This window comes from Bradyrhizobium sp. SMVTL-02 (genome assembly GCF_051853005.1).
Lineage (GTDB): Bacteria > Pseudomonadota > Alphaproteobacteria > Rhizobiales > Xanthobacteraceae > Bradyrhizobium.
In genome coordinates, this window is record NZ_CP182469.1 from 8,198,782 (window position 1) to 8,219,838 (window position 21,057).

Annotated in this window: 18 protein-coding genes; 14 read left to right on the forward strand and 4 right to left on the reverse strand. The window is 65.5% G+C overall.

Features of this window, described 5'->3' with window-relative positions; genetic code table 11:
* Positions 1-9: 9 nt before the first annotated feature.
* The 10 genes from soxY (at position 10) to ACNJYB_RS39305 (ending at position 8,617) form a co-directional block, all read left to right on the forward strand.
* The gene (gene soxY, locus ACNJYB_RS39260) at positions 10-501 is read left to right on the forward strand and encodes a thiosulfate oxidation carrier protein SoxY (RefSeq protein ID WP_439371841.1); all 492 of its coding nucleotides are present in this window, start codon (positions 10-12) and stop codon (positions 499-501) included.
* Between the two features lie 15 nt (positions 502-516).
* Entirely contained in the window at positions 517-828 is a 312-nt protein-coding gene (gene soxZ / locus ACNJYB_RS39265; RefSeq protein ID WP_439371843.1) for a thiosulfate oxidation carrier complex protein SoxZ, read from the forward strand.
* Positions 828-1,691, forward strand: coding sequence for a sulfur oxidation c-type cytochrome SoxA (gene soxA / locus ACNJYB_RS39270; protein WP_439371844.1), 864 nt, complete (start codon positions 828-830; stop codon positions 1,689-1,691). The genes soxZ and soxA overlap by 1 nt, the downstream gene beginning before the upstream one ends.
* Positions 1,688-1,993 (forward strand): hypothetical protein, encoded by a 306-nt coding sequence (locus ACNJYB_RS39275; RefSeq protein WP_439371846.1) that lies wholly within the window; start codon positions 1,688-1,690, stop codon positions 1,991-1,993. The genes soxA and ACNJYB_RS39275 overlap by 4 nt, the downstream gene beginning before the upstream one ends.
* A 61-nt stretch (positions 1,994-2,054) precedes the next feature.
* Positions 2,055-3,800 (forward strand): thiosulfohydrolase SoxB, encoded by a 1,746-nt coding sequence (gene soxB / locus ACNJYB_RS39280; RefSeq protein ID WP_439371847.1) that lies wholly within the window; start codon positions 2,055-2,057, stop codon positions 3,798-3,800.
* Between the two features lie 2 nt (positions 3,801-3,802).
* A complete protein-coding gene (locus ACNJYB_RS39285; protein WP_439375810.1) occupies positions 3,803-4,012 on the forward strand; it encodes a hypothetical protein in 210 nt (69 codons plus the stop codon).
* A 98-nt stretch (positions 4,013-4,110) separates the two neighbouring features.
* A complete protein-coding gene (locus ACNJYB_RS39290) occupies positions 4,111-5,148 on the forward strand; it encodes an MBL fold metallo-hydrolase (protein WP_439375760.1) in 1,038 nt (345 codons plus the stop codon).
* Between the two features lie 88 nt (positions 5,149-5,236).
* Positions 5,237-5,422: a hypothetical protein gene (locus ACNJYB_RS39295; RefSeq protein ID WP_439371849.1), complete on the forward strand. Its 186-nt coding sequence runs from the start codon at positions 5,237-5,239 to the stop codon at positions 5,420-5,422.
* A gap of 175 nt (positions 5,423-5,597) precedes the next feature.
* On the forward strand, positions 5,598-6,809 hold the full coding sequence (locus ACNJYB_RS39300; protein ID WP_439371851.1) for an MFS transporter: 1,212 nt from the start codon (positions 5,598-5,600) through the stop codon (positions 6,807-6,809).
* Positions 6,810-6,901: 92 nt separating this feature from the next.
* Positions 6,902-8,617 carry an N-acyl-D-amino-acid deacylase family protein gene (locus tag ACNJYB_RS39305; RefSeq protein ID WP_439371852.1) on the forward strand — a complete coding sequence of 572 codons (1,716 nt, stop codon included), beginning with the start codon at positions 6,902-6,904 and terminating at the stop codon, positions 8,615-8,617.
* Positions 8,618-8,668: 51 nt separating this feature from the next.
* On the opposite strand, the gene ACNJYB_RS39310 is transcribed toward ACNJYB_RS39305, so the two are convergent.
* Positions 8,669-10,015 (reverse strand): MFS transporter, encoded by a 1,347-nt coding sequence (locus tag ACNJYB_RS39310; RefSeq protein ID WP_439371853.1) that lies wholly within the window; start codon positions 10,013-10,015, stop codon positions 8,669-8,671.
* Positions 10,016-10,161: 146 nt separating this feature from the next.
* Here ACNJYB_RS39310 and ACNJYB_RS39315 point away from each other — a divergent pair, with 146 nt between their 5' ends.
* From ACNJYB_RS39315 to ACNJYB_RS39330, 4 genes are all read left to right on the forward strand, one after another.
* Positions 10,162-10,815: an ABC transporter ATP-binding protein gene (locus ACNJYB_RS39315; protein WP_439371854.1), complete on the forward strand. Its 654-nt coding sequence runs from the start codon at positions 10,162-10,164 to the stop codon at positions 10,813-10,815.
* Complete coding sequence (locus ACNJYB_RS39320) at positions 10,812-13,274, forward strand: FtsX-like permease family protein (protein WP_439371855.1); 2,463 nt, start codon at positions 10,812-10,814, stop codon at positions 13,272-13,274. The genes ACNJYB_RS39315 and ACNJYB_RS39320 overlap by 4 nt, the downstream gene beginning before the upstream one ends.
* A complete protein-coding gene (locus ACNJYB_RS39325) occupies positions 13,264-14,346 on the forward strand; it encodes a lipocalin-like domain-containing protein (RefSeq protein WP_439371857.1) in 1,083 nt (360 codons plus the stop codon). Before ACNJYB_RS39320 ends, ACNJYB_RS39325 begins: the two co-directional genes overlap by 11 nt.
* Positions 14,347-14,436: 90 nt before the next feature.
* Positions 14,437-14,823 (forward strand): MAPEG family protein, encoded by a 387-nt coding sequence (locus ACNJYB_RS39330; protein WP_439371858.1) that lies wholly within the window; start codon positions 14,437-14,439, stop codon positions 14,821-14,823.
* Positions 14,824-14,917: 94 nt separating this feature from the next.
* Here ACNJYB_RS39330 and ACNJYB_RS39335 read toward each other — a convergent pair whose 3' ends face one another.
* From ACNJYB_RS39335 to ACNJYB_RS39345, 3 genes are all read right to left on the reverse strand, one after another.
* Complete coding sequence (locus ACNJYB_RS39335; RefSeq protein WP_439371860.1) at positions 14,918-16,108, reverse strand: ABC transporter substrate-binding protein; 1,191 nt, start codon at positions 16,106-16,108, stop codon at positions 14,918-14,920.
* Between the two features lie 271 nt (positions 16,109-16,379).
* Positions 16,380-19,547, reverse strand: a complete 3,168-nt coding sequence (locus ACNJYB_RS39340; RefSeq protein WP_439371862.1) for an efflux RND transporter permease subunit — start codon at positions 19,545-19,547, stop codon at positions 16,380-16,382.
* Positions 19,544-20,749 carry an efflux RND transporter periplasmic adaptor subunit gene (locus ACNJYB_RS39345; RefSeq protein WP_439371863.1) on the reverse strand — a complete coding sequence of 402 codons (1,206 nt, stop codon included), beginning with the start codon at positions 20,747-20,749 and terminating at the stop codon, positions 19,544-19,546. The genes ACNJYB_RS39340 and ACNJYB_RS39345 overlap by 4 nt, the downstream gene beginning before the upstream one ends.
* Between the last annotated feature and the right edge of the window lie 308 nt (positions 20,750-21,057).

A 21,057-nucleotide genomic window follows, 5' to 3' on the forward strand; every position in this document is an offset into this window, starting at 1 on the left:
AGACCCGAGATGACCACGACCACCGGCCCTCATCCGACGCGCCGCCTGATCCTTCAGGGTACGGCCTCCGTCGTGCTGCTCGGCCTCGGCAATCTGCCGTTCGCAGCCGCGCCTGCGCACGCGGCAGCCAACGACAAATATCCGGACGAGGCGTTCAAGCAAAAGAACGAGGCGGACGCGATCAAGGCGCTCTACGGCAAGACGGCCGAGCCCTCGGACAAGGTCAAGCTCGACGCGCCCGAGATTGCCGAGAATGGCGGCGTGGTGCCGATCTCGGTGACGACGACGCTCGACAAGGTGACCTCGATCTCGTTCTTCGTGGCCGAGAACCCGGTCGCGCTCGCAGCAAGCTACAGGATTCCGGACGGCACGCTGCCGGGTGTCGCCAACCGGCTGAAAATGGCCAAAACCACCAACGTGACCGCGATCGTGGAAGCCGACGGCAAGCTCTACAGCGCGACCAAAGAGGTCAAGGTCACCGTCGGCGGTTGCGGCGGTTAAGCGAGGCAGATCGACATGGCATCCAGCATTCGCGTGCGCGCAACATCAAACGGCGACATCACCGAGGTGCAGGCGCTGATCCAGCACCCCATGGACACCGGGCTCGTGAAGGATTCCAAGGGCGAAGTGATCCCCGCGCACTTCATCCAGCGGCTGACGTTCGAATGTAACGGCAAGGACGTGTTCGTCGCCGATTGGGGCACCGCGGTCTCCAAGGACCCCTACGTCAAGTTCAGCTTCAAGGGGGCCAAGAAGGGCGACGAGCTCAAGATCTCCTGGACCGACAACAAGGGTGGCTCGGATACGACCACCGCGAAGATCGCGTGATGAAGGCCCGTATCCCCCTCCTGCTTGGCTCGCTCAGCGCCGCGCTGGTCGCAGTGGCGCTGAACTCTCCACGCGTCGTCGCGGCCGACAGGGTCGATCCTGTCGCTGATGCCAAGGCATTCCAGAACTTCTTCTTCCAGAAGTTTCCCGACGTGAAGCACGAGGATTTCGTCAACGGTCCTTATTCCATGAACGAAGACATGAAGCGGCAGTGGCAGGAGAAGGAGGAATTCCCGCCTTACGAGTTCGCGCTCGATGCAGGCAAGGAGATGTTTTCGACCCCGTTCAGGAACGGCAAGACCTATGCCGACTGCTTCCCGAACGGCGGCATCGGCATCCGCCAGAACTATCCCTATTTCGACGAGAAGGAAGGCAAGGTCGTCACGCTCGAGCTCGCGCTCAACCGCTGCCGCGAGGCCAATGGCGAAGCGCCCTATTCCTACGTCAAGGACGAGATGGCCTCGCTGACCGCCTACATGGCGTACACCTCGCGCGGCAAGCTGATGGACATCAAGATTCCCGATGATCCTCGCGCGCTCGCGGCATTCGAGAACGGCAAGCGCTATTTCTACACGCGGCGCGGCCAGATGAATTTCTCCTGCGCGAGCTGCCATGTGCAGAGCCCGGGCGAGCGCATCCGCGCCGAGATCCTGGCGCCGGCGCTCGGCATTTTGAACGCGATGCCGATCTACCGCTCCGAATGGAGCGGCATGGGCACGATCAGCCGGCGCTTCGTCACCTGCAACAGCCAGACTCGCGCGGTTCCGCTGGAGCCGCAGGCGGATGAATATCGCGACGTCGAATATTTCCTCTCCTACGTCGCCAACGGCCTGCCGATCTCGGGACCGGGAGCGCGGCCATGAAGCTGTCACTTCCCCTCGCCATGCTGCTCGCCTTTAGCCTTGCGCCATCCGCGCGCGCGGCAAACGAGGCGGACTACAAGGCGGCCTATGCCGCCGCCGAGGCCGCCTCCAAGGAGGCAGCCGGCATGCGCAACCAGTGGACCGTGACCGTATCTGCGCTGGCAGCCGCCAAGAAGGCGGCCGACGGCGGCGATTTCGACCAAGCGCTGGCCGCAGCCAGGGAAGCCGAAGCGCTGGCGAAGGCGTCGATCTTCCAGGCGACGTCCGAAAAAGAAGCCTGGAAGGCGATGGAAATCCGCTAGACTGGGCCTGCTGGAACTGTCGGACTGTCGTTGAAGGGGCGCGGAGAATTCGAGATTCGAGATGGCCATCCGACGCCGCGATTTCCTCAAGACTGCAGGCCTTGCCGCCGTATCGCTCAGCCTGCCCCGGCTCGCGAGCGGCACTGAGACCGCGAGCATTTACGAGCTCGAACGGTTCGGCAATGCGCGGATCCTGCACATCACCGACGCGCATGCGCAGCTCAATCCGGTCTATTTCCGCGAGCCGAGCGTCAATATCGGCATCGGCGAGATGGCGGGACGGCCGCCGCATCTGGTCGGGCGCGCCTTCCTCGAGCGATTTGGAATCCGCCCCGACAGCGCGGATGCCTATGCCTTCACCTGCTTCGAGTTCGAGAGGTCCGCGGGCCGCTTCGGCAAGCTCGGCGGCTTCGCCCATCTGAAGACGCTGGTCGATCGGCTGCGCGGAGAGGTCGGCGAGAAGGATTCCGTGCTCGTCGACGGCGGTGACCTCTGGCAGGGGACCGGCCTTGCCAACGTCATGCAGGGCCGCGACATGGTCGAGGTCGCCAATCTGCTCGGCATCGAGGCGATGACCGGGCATTGGGAATTCACCTATGGCGAGCAGGTGCTGCGCGACAATCTCGAACGCTTCAATGGCGAGTTTCTGGCACAGAACGTCTTCCTGACCGAGGAAGCCGCGTTCAACGACGCCCGCGCCTTCGATCCCCCGACCGGGCGCGTGTTCAAGCCTTCTTTCATCAAGGAGCTGGGCGGTCATCGCGTCGCGATCGTCGGGCAGGCATTCCCTTACGTTCCGATCGCGCATCCCAGGCGCTTCACGCCGGACTGGACCTTCGGCATCCGCGAGGAAGAGCTGCAAAAGCATGTCGATGCCTTGCGCGGCATCGACAAGGTCGATGCGGTGATCCTGCTGTCGCACAACGGCATGGACGTCGACCTCAAGCTCGCCAGCCGCGTCAGCGGCATCGACGTCATCCTCGGCGGCCACACCCATGATGCCGTGCCGCAGCCTGTGCCAGTGAAGAACGCGGGCGGGACCACGCTCGTCACCAATGCCGGGTCCAACGGGAAATTCCTGGGCGTGATCGATCTCGCGCTCGACAAGGGCAAGGTCAGCGACGTCAGGTATCGCCTGTTGCCGGTCTATTCGGAGCTCCTGAAGCCCGATCCGGCGATGGCCGAGCTGATCGGCCGGGTCCGCGCGCCGCATGTCGCCGACTGGTCGGAGAAGATCGCGACCCCCGACCGCCTGCTCTATCGCCGCGGCAATTTTACCGGCCCCATGGACGAACTGATCTGCACCGCGCTGCGCACCGAGCTCGATGCCGAGATCGCGCTGTCGCCTGGCTTCCGCTGGGGCGTCACCGCGCTGTCGGGCCAGGCGTTGACCATGGAGGACCTGCTCGCGGAAACCGCGATCACCTATCCCGAGACCTATGTGCAGGAGATGACGGGCGCGGAGATCAAGACCGTGCTGGAGGATGTCTGCGACAATCTCTTCAACGGCGATCCCTATTACCAGCAGGGCGGCGACATGGTGCGCGCAGGCGGGCTCAGCTACACCTGCACGCCGACGGATGCCATCGGCAGCCGCATCTCGGAGCTGAAGCTCGATGGCGGCAAGGCCATCAACGCCAGCCACCGCTACAAGGTCGCGGGCTGGGCCTCGGTCAACGGCCGGCAGGGCGCTCCGGTGTGGGAGGTCGTCGGCAAATATCTGCGCTCGGGCCGCATGCTTCAGGAGCGGCTCGGCACCGGCATCGCGCTGAAGGGCGTCGAGGGCAATCCGGGCAATTCGGGATAGGAATGATGCGGTTGCGGGTGTTTCGCGCGATGTTGCTGCCGCTGCTCGCTTGGGCGGCGATGCTGCCGGCACGGGCACAGCAGGTGCCGCTCCAGGACAAGCCGTTCGCCCAGCACGAGATCGTGCTCCAGCTCTCCGACGTCGGTGAATACTGGATTGCCCGGTCAAGCCGGGCGATGACAGTGGTGGGTGCGCTGCCGCACGCGCAATAAAAATCTTCCAAATATTGCTGTCACCACAGTGAATTGCTTCTCTTTCTGGCCCTAAACGTATTAGAATCTTGGACATCAGTTCCAAGCCGGGTCCTGCCATGATCTTCCGCCAGCTCTTCGACAGCGTTTCGGGCACCTACAGCTACATCCTCGCCAGCCGCCCCGGCGGCGAGGCGCTGATCCTCGATCCCGTGCTGGAGAAGGTCGACCGCTATTGCCAATTGCTGCGCGAGCTCGACCTCAAGCTGGTGAAAGCGGTCGACACCCATCTGCATGCCGACCACGTCACCGGGCTCGGCGAACTGCGCGACCGCACCCATTGCATGACCGTGATGGGCGACCAGACCAAGGCCGACGTGGTGGCGATGCGGGTCGCCGACGGCGACAAGGTGACGATCGAGGGCCTGTCGCTCGACGTGATGTACACGCCGGGCCATACCGACGATTCCTATTCCTATCTGATGGGCGACCGCGTCTTCACCGGCGATACGCTGCTGATCCGCGGCACCGGCCGCACCGATTTCCAGAACGGCTCGTCGCGCGCGCAATACGATTCGATCTTCAATCGCCTGCTCAAGCTGCCTGACGAGACGATGGTGTTTCCGGCGCACGACTACAAGGGCGACACCGTCTCCACCATCGGAGAGGAGAGGCGCTACAACCCGCGCCTGCAGGTGCGCTCGGTCGACGAATATATCGAGCTGATGGCGAACCTGAAGCTGCCGAACCCGAAGATGATGGACGTGGCGGTCCCTGCCAACATGCGGGTCGGACTGCATCAGGAAGAGCTGGAGAAGGAAGGCCGCGCACTCGGTGCGAGCGAGGCGATCCGCTCGCTTCACCGACCCGATATCCTGCTGGTCGATCTGCGCGAGACCAACGAACGGATGAAGCACGGCATGCTCGAAGGCGCGCTGCACACGCCCTATCCGTCGGTCGAGGAGAGCCTGAAGCCCGGCGGCATGCTGCGTGAAGTGGCCGCTGCAACGGGCCGTCGCGTGGTGTTCTTCTGCGCCTTCGGCGAGCGCTCGGCGATGGCGGTTGCAGCCGCCAAGGAAGCGGGCCTGCTCAACACCGCCCATATCGCCGGCGGCATCGATGCCTGGAAGAAGGCGGGCGGGCCGATCGTGCACTGACGGCCTCGTCGCGTCCCTTGAGATAAGTCAGGAACCGCACATATTGTGCGGGTAGATTCGGATGCAGCATCACCATCCGGGACCAGCCATGGCCAAGACCGCCAACAAGACTGCCGGGAATACGACCGTCAAGCCGAGCGGGCCACCCAAGACGACCGACGACGAGCCCAAGAAACCGCTGCCGCCTCGCGACACGGACGACGACGATTACGAGGACGGCGACATCGCGACGCCGAAGCGCGATCGGTATGGCCCGGATGACGAGCCGTTGTGAGCGGCTCGGCTCTGGCTACGCTTTCAACCGTCGTCCTGGCAAGGCATCACACCCGCGATCACCGTGACGCCCCTCACGCCCCCGCCCGCACTACCTGCCATGCGCCGGCGTTCATGGACAAATAAGGGCCCTCCCCGATAGTTTGCCCGTCCATCGGGAGTGAAACGGAACTGCAATGGTCGACGTTCTCGCCGCACCGCAGCAAGGCAAGGCGGATAGTGCGCTGCGCACGCTGACGGGGATCTCGATCGCGCATTGGGTCAGCCATTTCCATCTGCTGGTCCTGCCGATGCTATTCCCGTTCCTGAAGGACAAGCTTGGCGTCGGCTATGTCGAGCTCGGCTTCTCGCTGACCACGCTTGCCGTCGTCTCGGGCCTGACACAGGCGCCGACCGGCTATCTCGTCGACCATTTTGGCGCGCGCAAGATCCTGCTGATCGGGCTGACGCTCGGCGGCTGCGCGCTGATCCTGCTCGGGCTGCAGCTCAGCTACGCCGCGCTGATCGCCTGCGCCGTGCTGCTCGGGCTCGCCAACAGCGTCTATCACCCCGCCGATTACGCGATCCTGGCCGAGCACATGGACGAGGCGCGGATGGGCCGCGCCTTCTCGGTCCACACGTTTGCGGGCTTTCTCGGCGGCGCGGTGGCGCCGGCGATCGTCGCAGCGCTCGTCACGATGTCAGGCGGCACCGGCGCGTTGATCGCATCGGGGGCGATCGCCGTGCTGGTGGCGTTGCTGCTGATCGGCATGAACATTCCCGATGCCGGCGCGCACAAGAAGAAACCGGGCGCGGAGAACGCGCCGAAGCAGGCCGTGATCACGCCGGCGCTGATGATGCTGACCGTGCTGTTCATGCTGCTCAGCCTGTCGGTTGCCGGCATCAACAATTTCGGCGTCGTCGCGCTGATGAGCGGCTATGGCGCCTCCTATTCCGCGGCCAATGTGATGCTGACCGCATTCCTCGGCTGCAGCGCCGCGGGCGTGCTCGCCGGGGGCTTCCTTGCCGACCGCACCGAACGCCACGGCTATGTCGCCGCGGCCTGTTTTGCCGTGAACGCAGCACTCGTGCTGCTGATCGCGCTCGTCGCGCTGCCCGGCTGGGCGCTCACTGCCGCGATGGCGACGGCAGGCTTCCTCTCCGGCGTGATCGCGCCGTCGCGGGACATGCTGGTGCGCAACGCCGCCCCTGCGGGTGCAGCGGGGCGCGCCTTCGGCATCGTCTCGACCGGCTTCAATCTCGGCGGCATCGTCTCACCGCTGCTGTTCGGCTGGATCATGGACCAGAGCGCGCCGCACTGGGTGTTCGGGGCGTCCGTGATCTTCATGCTGGCGACGGTGGTGCTGTCGCCGTTCACGGAACGGAAGCCGGCCAGGGCTGAGGCGTAGGAGAAATTCAGGCGTCGTCCCGGGCTAGTGCGCAATTGCGACGGGGGCGGGGACGAGGGAAACAAACAACAAACAAAACGGGAAGAAACACCATGAGCACCCCTGATCTCGTGATCCGCGGCGGCACCGTTGCGGACGGACGCGGCGGCGAGCTGTTCGAGGCTGATGTCGCCATCACCGCTGGCAGGATCAGCGAGGTCGGCAAGGTCTCCGCCAAGGGACAGGAAGAGATCGACGCGCGCGGCAAGCTCGTCACGCCTGGCTTCGTCGACGTGCACACCCATTACGACGGCCAGGTGACCTGGAGCCAGGACATCACGCCGTCCTCTCAGAACGGCGTCACCACCGCGATCATGGGCAATTGCGGCGTCGGCTTCGCGCCGTGCAAGCCCGCCGACCACACCCGCCTGATCCAGCTGATGGAAGGCGTCGAGGACATTCCCGAGCCGGTCTTGAGCGCCGGCATTCCCTGGGCCTGGGAGAGCTTTCCGGACTACATGGACTGGCTCAGCAAGCGCGATTTCGACATCGATGTCGGCGCGCAGCTGCCGCATGCGGCGCTGCGGGTCTATGTCATGGGCGAGCGCGGCGCGCGCCGCGATCCCTCGACCGCGGAAGACAACGCGGCGATGGCGAAGCTCGCGGGCGAGGCGGTGCGCTCCGGCGCGCTCGGCTTCTCGACCTCGCGCACGCTCAACCACCGCACCTCCACCGGCGATTTCACGCCGACCTTGAAGGCCGGCGAGGACGAGCTCACGGCGATTGCCGGCGCGATGCATCGGCAGGGCCGCAGCGTGCTGCAATTCGTGCTCGACCTCTCGACGATCCACGAAGACCTGCCGATGATGCTGCGGGTGGCGGATAGCACGAAGTGCCCGATCTCGTTCTCGATCACGCAGAACGACAGATCGCCAAACCGCTGGCGCCAGACGCTGGACGAGATCAATGCGGCGGCCAAACGCGGCCTCTCCGTCACCGCGCAGATCGCGGCGCGCCCGGTCGGCCTGCTGCTCGGGCTCGAGCTGTCGCGCAACCCGTTCCAGACCCATTCGAGCTACAGGGCTATCGCGCACCTGCCGCTTGGGGAGCGACTGACGCGGTTGCGTCAGCCGGAGGTGCGCAAGGCGATCCTCAGCGAGACGGCGACCGCGACCGATGATCCGCTGTTCTTCCGGCCCAACTACGACAAGATGTTCCTGCTCGGCGATCCCCCTGACTATGAGCAGCCGCCGGAGAACGCGCTGGGACCGCAGGCGCGCAAGCAGGGAAGGCCGCCGGAGGAGCTCGCCTACGATGCGATGCTGTCCGACGGGGGCCGCGGGATGCTCTACGTGCCGTTCCTGAACTATTCCGACGGCAATCTCGATGCGACGCGCGAGATGTTGCTCGATCCGCAATCGGTGCCGGGCCTGTCCGACGGCGGCGCGCATTGTGGCATCATCTGCGATGCGAGCTTTCCGACCTATCTGCTGACGCACTGGACGCGCGACCGCAAACGCGGCGAGAAGCTGACGGTCCCGTTCGTGGTCGCGGCGCAGTCGCGCAAGACCGCGCTTTCGGTCGGCCTCACCGATCGCGGACTCATTTCGCCCGGCCACAAGGCCGACGTCAACGTGATCGACTACGACCGGCTGCATCTGCATCCGCCCAAGGTGCATTACGACCTGCCGGTCGGCGGGCGTCGATTGCTGCAGGATGTCGACGGCTATGACGCCACGATTGTCTCGGGCGTCGTGACGCGGCGGCACGGCGAGGCGACGGGACGGCGGCCAGGAAAGCTGATTCGCGGGGCGCAGGGGGTGAATTAACTGCCCTGCTTACCCTCCCCTCCAGGGGAGGGTAAGCAAGAGGCCGCCTCCTTACGTCGGCGAGACCGCGCCCTTCAGCGGCGCTGCTTGCGGTGCCGCACCGCGGGTCAGCCTCGCCTTCTCCGTGTTCGGCCAGAGCAGCAGCAGGCCGATGAGGCCGGAGCCGACCATGACCACCGCGTTGATGGTGAAGCCGGTCATGTAGCCGTCGAGCATGCTGCCGGCGCGCTGGATCACGGTACCCATCACGCTGGGCGCGATGATGCCGGAGAGTGTGTAGAGCGCGCCGTAGATGGCGATGACGGCGCCGCGCTGCGAGGCCGGGGTGAACTCGCCGAGCATCGGCGGGCAGACCACGTAGATCGCGCCGCACAGGCCGGAGCCGACGACGAGCGCCGCGATCTGCAGGCCGGCGCCCTCGACATGCCCCATCATGGCGAGGATCAGGCCGCCGATGATCAGCGGCACCGAGCCGAGCACGCCGCGCGAGATGCGCGTGGTGTAGCCGCGCGCCATCATCACCTGCGAGATCCAGCCGGTGAGGATGACGATCGTGGCGCCGAACACCCAGGGCAGGATCGAGATGAAGCCGGCCTGGCTCTGCGAGAATCCGAGCCCCTTGACGATGAACGGCGTGAACCAGGTGAGGCCCAGCGACAGCGCCCAATAGGCGCCGAAGGTCGCGATCACGCAGCCGAGAAAGGTGCGCGAAGTCAGGAGCTGCACATACGGAATCTTCGGCTCGGTGACGGCGAGGACCTGGGTGTCCTCCAGCGGCCCTTCCTTGCCGAGCGCGAGCCAGGCCGCGACCCAGATCAGGCCGACGACACCGAGCGCGCCGAAGGCGTAGTGCCAGGAGTGGTTGACGATGACCCAGTTCAGCGCCGGCACCGCCAGGATGACGCCGAAGGCCGAGCCCTGCGACAGGATCGCGGTCGGCAACGTGCGCTTCTCGTCGGGGAACCATTTGTAGATCGCATGCGCGGCGACCGAGAAGGCCGGGCCTTCGCCGGCGCCGAGCACGATGCGGCAGATCAAGAGCGTGGTGAAGGAGACGGTGCCAACCATCGGGAACTGCGCCAGCGCCCAGATCACCGCCAGCGTCAAGAGCACCCAGCGCGTCGGCACCTTGTTGACGATGAAGCCGACCACGACGGCCGAGATCGAGAACAGGAAGAAAAACGAGGAGCCGAGCAGGCCGAATTGCTCGGCGCTGAGGTTCATGTCGGTCATGATCGGCACGCCGGCGAGACCGACCACGATCTTGTCCGCGAAGTTCACCACCATGAAGAGAAAGAGGAGAAATGTGACGGTCCAGGCGCCCTTCGGCGTTGGCTTTGCCAAACCCTTGGAGTCCCCTGCCGTCCTGCCCATTTCGGGCGTTCCCTGAGCGCTCATCGTTCTCCCCGTATGTCTTTATCGTCGGCACTTTTGATTTGGCCGTCCTGGGAGCTAACAACGGCTTGAAAGCCAACGCAACCCCGGCATTTCCACGGCGGGTGTGCTACGCAGCATTGAGTTAAATTCCGTACGGCGCATCAATCTTGCTGAGCATCCGAAACCTCTCAAAGACCTTCTCCTCGGCCGGCGAGCCGGTCCATGTGCTGCGCGGCGTCGACCTCGACCTCAAGGCTGGCGAACGCGTCGCGCTGACCGGGGAATCCGGCAGCGGCAAGAGCACGCTGCTGCATCTGATCGCGGGCTTGGACGCCGCCGACAGCGGCACAATTCGCCTGGAGGACATCGAGGTCACCAAGCTCTCGGACGCGGGCCGCGCGGAGCTTCGGCGTGACCGGGTCGGGCTCGTTTTCCAGCAGTTCAACCTGATCCCGAGCCTTTCGGTTGCGGACAATCTGGCCTTCCAGGCGCGCATCGCCGGCCGGCACGATGCGGCCTGGAGCAAGGAGCTGGTGGAGCGGCTCGGGCTCGGCGCCCTGCTGCGTCGTTATCCGGAGCAATTGTCAGGCGGCCAGCAGCAGCGCGTCGCGATCGGCCGGGCGCTGGCGACAAAGCCCTCACTGCTGCTCGCGGACGAGCCGACCGGCAATCTCGATGAGGACACCGCCGAGGACGTGCTGGCGCTGACGCGCGACCTCGTGGCGCGCACCGGCTGCAGCTTTCTGATGGTGACGCACAGCCTGCATCTGGCCGGCACGCTCGACCGGCATCTCACCCTGCATGCGGGGCGAATCACATGAGACGCGCGCTCTGGGTGCTCGCGGTGCTTCTCAGCCATTGGCGGCGACACGGGATGCAGTTCGCAACGCTCCTGATCGGGCTGATCGCGGCGACCGCGCTGTGGAGCGGCGTGCAGGCCATCAACCAGCAGGCCCGCAACGCCTATGATCGTGCCGCGGCGACCTTTGGCGGGGCGCGCACGGCGATGCTGGTGGCGCCCAATGCAGCGACGTTTCCGCAGGAGCTGTTCGTAAAACTACGTCGCGCGGGCTGGCCGGTGTCGCCGGTGCTGGAGGGACGCGTCCAGGTGGGCGGACGCTCGGTGCGGCTGCTCGGCATCGAGCCGGTGACGATGCCGGCCGATGTCGGCAACGCCCCGCGCCTCGGCGCCTCGGATTTGCGCAGCTTCGTTGCTCCGCCGGGCCAGACATTGGTGGCGAAGGAGACGCTGAGCGATTTGCAGGAGATGGAAGGCGCGGCACCTCAGATCAGCAACGGCGCAAAGCTGCCGCCATTGCGCGTGCTGCCGCAGCTGGCGCCTGATGTGCTGGTGGTCGATATCGGCGTGGCACAGCGACTGCTGAACAAGCCCGACCAGGTCTCGCGCCTCCTGATCGGCAAGCCGAGGGGCAAGCCGGCGCCGGTGCAGGACGTCGTCGGCGATCAGCTGCAGCGGGTCGAGCCGAACGCGGAGACCGAGCTGGAGCGCCTCACCGACAGCTTCCATCTCAACCTCACCGCCTTCGGTCTGCTGTCCTTCTTCGTGGGCCTCTTCATCGTCAACTCGGCCGTCGGCCTCGCCTTCGAGCAGCGGCTGCCGATGCTGCGCACGTTGCGGGCCTGCGGTGCCTCGGCACGCCTCGTCAACACGGTGCTGGTAATCGAGCTGGTGGCCCTGGCGCTGGTCGCGGGCCTGATCGGGCTCGTCTGCGGCTATTTCATCGCAGCCGCACTGCTGCCCGATGTCGCGGCCTCGCTGCGCGGGCTCTATGGCGCGCAGATCCCGGGGCAACTCAGCCTGCGGCCTGAATGGTGGCTCGCCGGCGTCGGCATCAGCGTTGCCGGCGCACTCGTTGCGGCGGCGACGAGCCTGGTCAAGGCGATCAGGATGCCGGTGCTGGCCACCGCCCAGCCGCGCGCCTGGCAGCAGCGGCAGCGCCGCTGGCTGGTCCTGCAAAGCCTCGCGGCCTGCGCCGTATTCGCGGTGGCGCTGCTGCTGCTTCACTACGGCCAATCGCTGATCGCAGGTTTCGGCGTGCTGGCCGCGTTGATGCTCGGCGCAGCGCTCATCCTGCCGGCATTCCTCGACATCATCCTGCTCGTCGGTCAGCGCAGCGCGCGCGGCCCGATCGCGCTGTGGTTCTGGGCGGACAGCCGGCAGCAACTCTCCGGGCTGTCACTCGCGCTGATGGCGCTGCTGCTGGCGCTCGCCGTCAATGTCGGGGTGTCCACCATGGTGGAAACCTTCAGCCGCACCTTCATCGGCTGGCTCAACGGGCGGCTCGCGGCCGACGTCTACATCAGCGCATCCGACAATGCGCAGGGCACAGCGATCCGCAGCTGGCTGAGGGAGCGCAGCGACGTCCAGGCGATCCTGTCCGGCGGACGCGCGGAGACGCAAGTGCAGGGTGAGCCGGTGGAGCTGCTCGGCCTGCCCGATCACGCGCTCTATCGCGAGCGCTGGCCGCTATTGGAGGCCGCGCCGCGCGCATGGACGCAGCTCGTTCCCGGCAATGCCGCCTTCATCAGCGAGCAGCTGAGCCGCCGGCTCAACGTCCGCGTCGGCGACGTGATCGAGGTGCCGGCGCCGGGCGGGACATGGGAGCTCGATGTAGTCGGCATCTATGCCGACTATGGCAATCCCAAGGGGCAGCTCGCCGTCAATGTCGCGGCGCTGATCCGGCATTTTCCGCAAACGCCGCAGACGCGGATGGGCCTGATCGTCGCGAAGGAGAACATCGCCGGCCTGATCGCGGCGTTGCAGAAGCAGTTTGCGCTCGACGATCGCAGCGTCGCGGACCAGGCAACGGTAAAAGCGGAATCGATCCGCATTTTTAATCGCACCTTTGCGGTGACCTCGGCCCTCAACGCCTTCACGCTCGGCGTCGCCGGCATCGCTTTGCTCACGAGCCTACTGACGCTGGCGAATTCCCGCCTGCCGCAGCTCGCCCCGCTGTGGGCGATCGGCCTGACGCGGCCGCGCCTTGCCGCGATCGAATTGACGAAGACGCTGTCGGTCGCGTTGTTCACGGCGCTGCTGGCCGTGCCGCTTGGATTGGTCGTGGCCTGGTGCCTGATTGCGATCGTGAACGTGAAAGCGTTCGGCTGGCGGCTGCCGTTCCATGTATTCCCCTTGCATCTGATCGAGCTGGTCGCCGTCGCGCTGCTGGCTTCGCTGCTGGCCGCACTGCTGCCGATGCTGCGGCTGGCGCGGATGCAGCCGGCGAACCTCGTCAAGGTGTTTGCCAATGAGCGCTGACAAAATCACGCGGCGCGCTTTTGCCGGCGGCATCGCCGCCCTCGCACTTGCACGCCGCGCAACTGCGCAAGGCTACGCCGGGCTCGGCGAGACCGCCGAGGGCTTTGCCAGGGTCACGCCGGGCAAGACATTCACCTTCCCCGGAGATCACGGCCCGCATCCGGAGTTTCGCATCGAGTGGTGGTATCTCACGGCGAACCTCACGGACAGCAGTGGCGCGGCCTGCGGCCTGCAATGGACGCTGTTCCGCCAGGCGGCGCAGCCGGGACCGCAGGGCGACGGCTGGGCCAATCAGCAGATCTGGATGGCGCATGCCGCGGTGACCCGCGCCGGCACGCATCACTTTAGCGAAGTGTTTTCGCGCGGCGGGATCGGACAGGCCGGCGTCACGGCAAAGCCGTTTGCGGCCTGGATCGACGATTGGGAAATGAAGGGTCTCGAGCGCACCGACGATCGCACGCTGGCGCCGCTGACGATGAAGGCCTCGGGCACCGCATTCAGTTATGCGCTGACATTGGAGGCCGACCGTCCGGTGGTGCTACAAGGCGATCGCGGCTACAGCCGCAAGTCGGAGCGCGGGCAGGCATCCTACTACTACAGCCAGCCATTCTACCGCGCGCGCGGAACGCTCAGCATCGACGACAAGCCGGTCGATGTCACAGGCCAGGCCTGGATGGACCGCGAATGGAGCAGCCAGCCGCTCGACACCGACCAGACCGGCTGGGACTGGCTGTCGCTGCATCTTGCGTCCGGCGACAAGCTGATGCTGTACCGGCTGCGGCAGAAGGACGGCAAAGACTATCCGTTCGGCAACTGGATCAGTGCCGCGGGCGAGACGCAGATGATTGCGGGCGGCGACGTCCGGATGATGCCGAAGGCGACCGCCGAGGTTGCAGGGCGCAAGCTGCCGGTGGAGTGGCACATCGCGATTCCCTCGCGCTCGTTCTCGATCCTGTGCAAGCCGCTCAATCGGAACGCCTGGATGGGGACCGGCTTCTCCTATTGGGAGGGGCCGATGAGCTTTGCCGGCACGCATGACGGCGTTGGCTATCTCGAGCTGACGGGGTATTGAAGCGCGGTCTGCCTGGCTTCTCGTTTTGACGCGTTTTCTTTACGCGAACCGGTATCCACTTCGCTCAAAAATGCTCTGGGGAAATTCGCGATGTATCATCTCACCGCCCTCGTCACGCTGCTGGCGATCGCGTTCTACTTCTTTACCTGCATCAACGTCTCACGCTCGCGCGCCAGGACCGGTGTCAAGGTGCCGGCGACGTCGGGCCACCCGGATTTCGAGCGCGCTTTCCGCATCCAGATGAACACGCTGGAATGGATGCCGATCTTTTTGCCGGCGCTCTGGCTGTTCGCGGTCTATATCGGCGACGCGATTGCAGCGGGAATTGGCGCGGTGTGGATCATCGGCCGCATCGTCTATTTCATCGGCTATTCGCAGGCCGCCGCAAAACGCGGCCCGGGCTTCATGATCCAGGGCATCGCCGCGATTGCGCTGTGGGTGGGGGCGGCGGCAGCGGTGGTGATGCGGATGGTGTAGCCCAACCACGACCGTCGTCCCGGACAAGCGCGCCCCGAGCGCGCGCCGATCCGGGACGACAGCGAGGGTGTGGCGCTCGCTGTGCCCTTCCCTCTCACTTCGTCAGCGGACAGCCGCTTTCCTTGGCGGTGAAGAAGGCCTTGTCGCCGGGGACGGTGGCGAGCAGCTTGTAATAGTCCCAGGGCTTCTTCGACTCCGAGGGCTTCTTGACCTCGAACAGGTACATGTCGTGGACCATGCGGCCGTTCTCGAGCACCTTGCCGCCCTGCGCGAAATCGTCGTCGACCGGCAGCTCCTTCAGCTTCTTGGCGACGGCATCCGGATCCTTGGTACCGGCGGCTTTGACGGCCTTCAGATAGCTCAGCGTCGCCGAATAGGTGCCGGCATGGATCATGCTCGGCATCCGGCCGGTGCGCTTGAGGAAGCGTTCGCCGAGGTTGCGGGTCTTGTCGTTGAGATCCCAGTAATAGCCCTCGGTCAGCACCAGGCCTTGCGCGGCCTGCAGGCCGAGGCCGTTCACCTCGGCGAGCGTCATCAGGAGGCCGGCGAGCTTCTGGCCACCGGAAACGATGCCGAACTCGGACGCCTGCTTGATCGAGTTGGTGGTGTCGAGGCCGGCATTGGCGAGGCCGACGATCTTCGCCTTCGAGCTTTGCGCCTGCAGCAGGAAGGAGGAGAAGTCCGACGAGTTGAGCGGCACGCGCACCGAACCGACCACCTTGCCGCCATTGGCGGTGACGATCTCGCTGGTGTCCTTCTCCAGCGCATAGCCGAAGGCGTAGTCCGCGGTGAGGAAGAACCAGGTGTCGCCGCCGGCCTTGGTCAGCGCGCCGCCGGTGCCGACGCCGAGCGCGCGGGTGTCATAGGCCCAGTGGAAACCGTAGGGCTGGCACGCGTCACCGGTGAGGCGCGAGGTCGCGGCACCGACGACGATGTCGATCTTCTTCTTTTCCTTGGAAAGCTCGTGGATCGCGAGCGCAACCGAGGATGTCGTCAGCTCCGTGATCATGTCGACGTTCTCGACGTCGTACCAGCGCCGCGCGATCGAGCTCGCGAGGTCGGGCTTGTTCTGGTGATCGGCGGTGACGAGCTCGATCTTCTGGCCGAGCACCTCGCCGCCAAAATCCTCGATCGCCATCTTGGCCGCTTCGACCGACCATTTGCCGCCGTAATCGGCGTAGACGCCCGACTGGTCGTTGAGGATGCCGATCTTGACGCCTTGCGCGGAGGCTGGCGCCGTCAGCAATACGACCGAGGCCGCAGCGGCCAAAAATGGTGATTTCATATGTTAACTCCCAGCAGTCTTCTGTTGTGAAATCGCGCGGATATTAGGGAAGAACCCCGCGCATGCCCATCCATTGCATGTTGGTCGTTAGTATGAAGGGCGGGCTACAAAACGGCTGTCGTCCCGGGGCGCGCGTAGCGCGAGCCCGGGACCCATAACCACAGGGAGAGGCTTGACGAAGACTCGGAGTTGGCAGCTTGGCCCCAAACTCCTCCGCGCCTGCGCGGGAACGACAGCGAGGATTGAGGATATGCCGGTGGCCACCATGCACTCAAGAAGCCGCCACCTCCGGCTTCTTGTCCCGCCGCCCTTCCGCAAGGTTCCGCACCACCACGTAGAAGATCGGCGTGAACAGAAGCCCGAACAGGGTGACCCCGATCATGCCGAAGAAGACGGCGACGCCGACGGCCTGGCGCATCTCCGAGCCGGAGCCGGTCGAGATCACCAGCGGCAAGACGCCGAGGATGAAGGCGAAGGAGGTCATCAGGATCGGCCGCAAGCGCAGGCGGCAGGCTTCGATCACGGCCTCCAGCCGCGGCTTGCCTTCGTTCTCGATGTCGCGCGCGAACTCGACGATCAGGATCGCGTTCTTCGCCGCCAGTCCCACCAGCACGACGAAGCCGATCTGGGTGAGGATGTTGACGTCCTGGCCCATGAGGCGGACACCGATGGTGGCGGCCAGCAGACACATCGGCACGATCAGGATCACCGCGAACGGCAATGTCCAGCTGCCATATTGCGCGGCGAGCACGAGATAGACGAACAGCACGCAGATCGGGAACACATAGAGGCCGGCATTGCCGCCGGTGACCTGCTGATAGGACAGGTCGGTCCACTCGAAGCTGAAGCCGCTTGGCAAGGTGTCGTCGGCAAGTTTCTTGATGGCGTCGAGCGCGGTGGTCGAGCTCGTGCCCGGGGCCGGCTCGCCCTGAAGCTCCGATGCCGCATAGAGATTGTAGCGCGCGACGCGGTCGGGACCTGAGATATCCCTGAAGTCGACCACGCTGCCGAGCATAACCATGTCGCCGGAGGCGTTGCGCGTGCGCAGGCGCGCCAGATCGGCCGGCTCCTTGCGGAACGGGAAATCGGCCTGCGCGGTGACGTGATAGGTGCGGCCGAACAGGTTGAAGTCGTTGACATAGGTCGATCCGAAATAGGTTTGGATCGTGTCATTGACATTGGCGATGGGCACGCCGAGCTTCTGCGCCTTGGTGCGGTCGATGTCGACGAACAGCTGCGGCGTGTTGGCCGAGAACGGCGAGAACACCGAGGGGCCGAGAAGCGAGGGCGATCTGCGCGCGGCGGCGACGAGCTCGTCGGTCGCCGATGCCAACAGCTGCGGTCCACGGCCCTGCCGGTCCTGGATGCGGATGGTGAAGCCACCACCGGTACCGATGCCGGGCACGGCCGGCGGCGGAATAACGATGATGAAGGCGCCCTGAATCGCAGCGAGGCGCTTGCGCAGCTCAGCCGTGATGGCGTTTGCCGTCAGCCCCTTCTTCAGCCGCACCTCAGGCTCGTCGAACACCGGGAATAGCGCAGCAGCGTTGCCCGCCTGTGTGCGCGTGGCGCCGGAGAAGCCGGCGAAGGCCGCGACGCGGATGATGCCCGGCGTATCCAGCGAGATCCGCTCGATCTCGCGGACGATTTCAGTGGTTCGCGCCAGCGATGCCGCCCCCGGCAATTGCACCGAGATGATGACGTAGCCGCGGTCCTGCGCGGGGATGAAGCCCTGCGACGTCGTCCCGATCAACCAGCCGGCGCTGCCGATCAGCACGACATAGATCAGGAGCATCACCACCGAATGGCGGATCACGAAATTGGCAAGGCCGGCATAGCCGTGCGAGAGCCGGTCGAACACGCGGTTGAACACGCCGGTGAAGGCGCCCCACGCTCGCGCGATGACGTTCCAGCTCGCCGGCGGCCGCTTCTCCTCGTGTGGCGTGAGGATCTGCGAGGCCAGCGCCGGCGACAGCGTCAGCGAGCAGAAGCAGGAGATCGCGGTCGCGACCGCAATGGTGACGGCGAATTGCTGGAAGAACTGGCCGGAGATGCCGCCGATGAACGCAGTTGGCACGAACACGGCGCACAGCACCAGGGCTATCGACACCAGCGCGCCGCCGACCTCCTCCATGGTCTTGAGCGCGGCATCGCGCCGGCTCAGGCCATGCTCGAGATGGCGTTCGACATTCTCGACCACCACGATGGCGTCGTCGACCACGATGCCGACCGCGAGCACGAGGCCAAACAGGGTGAGATTGTTGATGGAGAAGCCGAGCGCCGCCATCACCGCGAAGGTGCCGACCAGCGAGACCGGGATCGCGATGATCGGAATGATGGCGGGCCGCCAGCCCTGCAGGAACACCAGCACCACGATGACCACGAGCAGCATGGCCTCGTAGATCGTCTTGATCAGCTCGTGGACCGACTGGGCGATGAACTCGGTCGGGTTGTAGCCGATGTTGAAGTCGAGGCCCTTCGGGAAGCTCTCCTTCAGCTTCACCATGGTGTCGGAGATGTTCTTGGCGGTCGCGAGCGCGTTCGATCCCGGCCGTTGCGTCACCAGCATGGCGACGGCGGATTTGCGCAGCAGGAAGCTGTTGGTGGAATAGGCCAGCGCACCGAGCTCGATGCGGGCGACGTCGCGCAGGCGCACCGTGCGGCCGTCGGCGCCGGCCTTGATCAGGATGTCCTCGAACTGCTTCTGGTCCTTCAGGCGCCCCGTGAAGGTGAGGTTCGGCTGGAAGGCACGGTCGGCGATCGGCGGCTCGGCGATCTGGCCGCCGGCGATCTGCACGTTCTGGGCACGGATGGCCGCGAGCACCTCGGTGGAGGTCAGGCCGAGATTGGCGATGCGGTCGGGATCGAGCCACAGCCGCATCGAATAGTCGCGAGCGCCGAAGATCTGGATGTCGCCGACGCCGTCGATGCGCAAGAGCTGGTCGCGGACCTGGAGCAGCGCGTAGTTGGAGATGTAGAGCTGGTCGAACGTGTCGTCGGGCGACAGCATGAACACGACCATCAGGATGTCGGGCGAGTTCTTGCGGGTGGTGACGCCGTTGCGCTGAACCTCTTCGGGGAGCCGCGGCTGCGCGATCGCGACACGGTTCTGCACCAGCACCTGGGCCTTGTCGAGATCGGTGCCGAGCTTGAAGGTGACGGTGATGGTGAGCTGGCCGTTCGAGGTCGCCTGGCTGTAGAGATACAGCATGTCCTCGACGCCGTTGATCTCCTGCTCGATGGGAGCGGCGACCGTGTCGGACACGGTCTGCGCAGAGGCGCCGGGATATTGCGTGGTGACGACGACGGTGGGCGGCACCACTTGCGGATATTCGGAGACCGGCAGCGTGGTGTAGGCGAGCGCGCCGACGATCAAGAGCACGATCGACAGCACCATCGCCAGGATGGGCTGATTGATGGAGAGACGGCCGAGATTCATGACTTGCCACCAACCGGGGCTTGCGCGGTCTGCGGAGCGACCTTGGCGCCGACGCGGGCACGTTGGATGCCGTTGACGATGACGCGGTCGTCGGCCTTCAGGCCTTCGCGGATCACGCGCAGACCTTCGTCGAGCGGCCCGAGCACGACCGGGCGCGCCTCGACCGTATCGTCCGGCTTGACCACGAACACGATCTTGCGGGACTGGTCGGTCGCAACAGCGACGTCCGGGATCAGCAGCGCCTCGTAGGGCGCGCTGCCGATCAGGCGGACGCGGCCGAACTGGCCGGGCAGGATCGACAGGTCGGTGTTCTTGATGACGGCGCGGCTGCGCAGCGTGCCGGTGGAGACGTCGAGACGGTTGTCGAGGAAGTTGATGGTGCCTTCATGCGACGGCTTGGTCTCGCCGGCGAGAGACACCTGCACCGGGTTCGCCGTGTCGCGCGAGCTCGGGCGCTTACCTTCGAACCACAGCTTGCTGTATTTGATGAAGGTCGCCTCATCCATGTCGAAATAGATGTAGATCGGATCGAGCGCGACGATGGAGGTGAGCAGCGTCGAGGTGCCGGTGTCGCTGCCCTGCACGAGATTGCCGGGGCTGACGAGATGGCGGCTGACGCGCCCCGTGAGCGGCGCGGTCACGTGCGTGAACTCGATATTGAGACGTGCAGCCTTCAGCGCGCCCGCGGCCTGCGTTTCCGCCGCATGCGCGGCCTGCAAGGCCTGCCGGCGCTGGTCGACGACCTGTTCGGAGACCGCGCTGGTCTGTACCAGGTTGAGGCCGCGATCGAGCTCGCGCTTGGCAAGCTCGACCTTGGCGCGGGCGTCGGAGAGCTGGCCGTCGGCCTGCTCGGCCACCGCCTCGAACGGGCGCGGGTCGATGACGTAGAGCAGATCGCCCTGACGCACGATGGCGCCGTCCTGGAATTCGACGGAATTGACGAAACCGCCGACGCGCGGACGCACCTGCACCTCCTCGACGGCCTCGAAGCGGCCGGTGAACTCGTCCCAATCGGTGACGGTGCGCTTGACCGGCTGGGCGACCGTCACCGGTGCCGGCGGCGGCGCGGCGGCCTGCGAGGTCGGTTGTCCGCAACCGGCGAGGGCGAATGAAGCGGCGAGGAGGCTCGCTATTGCGTAATGCCGCGGTTGAACGAAATCGTGCTTTTTTACAAATGGCTCGCTTCCGTCCGGTCCAGTCATCCCAGGTCCTCACTCAAAAAACCGCGGAAAAAGCGGGGTATTCGCCATCGCGCGGGCCCTACAGGATGGGCGGCAATGATGAACACTTCAAGACCAATGCGCGTGCAATGCCCGCGCGCGCCCTGGCCGGATGGCGGGTTGACAGTGGAGTTAGCCGGCCTCGGGCGCACCGATGAGTAGGCAAGACGCGAATGGACTTGTTCGCGGGGCTCTTGAATGGAGCGCATGATTCTCGCGCAGCGCCTTCCGCCCTCACTTGGAGGGGGACGGTAAGGGGAGCGGCCAGCGTCTTCACGCATGACGGGCGG

Excerpts from the sequence above, each read along its gene's own strand:
- soxY (WP_439371841.1), top strand. The coding sequence starts at position 10 with ATGACCACGACCACCGGCCCTCATCCGACGCGCCGCCTGATCCTTCAG.
- soxZ (WP_439371843.1), top strand. The coding sequence starts at position 517 with ATGGCATCCAGCATTCGCGTGCGCGCAACATCAAACGGCGACATCACC.
- soxA (WP_439371844.1), top strand. The coding sequence starts at position 828 with ATGAAGGCCCGTATCCCCCTCCTGCTTGGCTCGCTCAGCGCCGCGCTG.
- ACNJYB_RS39275 (WP_439371846.1), top strand. The coding sequence starts at position 1,688 with ATGAAGCTGTCACTTCCCCTCGCCATGCTGCTCGCCTTTAGCCTTGCG.
- soxB (WP_439371847.1), top strand. The coding sequence starts at position 2,055 with ATGGCCATCCGACGCCGCGATTTCCTCAAGACTGCAGGCCTTGCCGCC.
- ACNJYB_RS39285 (WP_439375810.1), top strand. The coding sequence starts at position 3,803 with ATGATGCGGTTGCGGGTGTTTCGCGCGATGTTGCTGCCGCTGCTCGCT.
- ACNJYB_RS39290 (WP_439375760.1), top strand. The coding sequence starts at position 4,111 with ATGATCTTCCGCCAGCTCTTCGACAGCGTTTCGGGCACCTACAGCTAC.
- ACNJYB_RS39295 (WP_439371849.1), top strand. The coding sequence starts at position 5,237 with ATGGCCAAGACCGCCAACAAGACTGCCGGGAATACGACCGTCAAGCCG.
- ACNJYB_RS39300 (WP_439371851.1), top strand. The coding sequence starts at position 5,598 with ATGGTCGACGTTCTCGCCGCACCGCAGCAAGGCAAGGCGGATAGTGCG.
- ACNJYB_RS39305 (WP_439371852.1), top strand. The coding sequence starts at position 6,902 with ATGAGCACCCCTGATCTCGTGATCCGCGGCGGCACCGTTGCGGACGGA.
- ACNJYB_RS39310 (WP_439371853.1), bottom strand. The coding sequence starts at position 10,015 with ATGAGCGCTCAGGGAACGCCCGAAATGGGCAGGACGGCAGGGGACTCC.
- ACNJYB_RS39320 (WP_439371855.1), top strand. The coding sequence starts at position 10,812 with ATGAGACGCGCGCTCTGGGTGCTCGCGGTGCTTCTCAGCCATTGGCGG.
- ACNJYB_RS39325 (WP_439371857.1), top strand. The coding sequence starts at position 13,264 with ATGAGCGCTGACAAAATCACGCGGCGCGCTTTTGCCGGCGGCATCGCC.
- ACNJYB_RS39330 (WP_439371858.1), top strand. The coding sequence starts at position 14,437 with ATGTATCATCTCACCGCCCTCGTCACGCTGCTGGCGATCGCGTTCTAC.
- ACNJYB_RS39335 (WP_439371860.1), bottom strand. The coding sequence starts at position 16,108 with ATGAAATCACCATTTTTGGCCGCTGCGGCCTCGGTCGTATTGCTGACG.
- ACNJYB_RS39340 (WP_439371862.1), bottom strand. The coding sequence starts at position 19,547 with ATGAATCTCGGCCGTCTCTCCATCAATCAGCCCATCCTGGCGATGGTG.
- ACNJYB_RS39345 (WP_439371863.1), bottom strand. The coding sequence starts at position 20,749 with ATGACTGGACCGGACGGAAGCGAGCCATTTGTAAAAAAGCACGATTTC.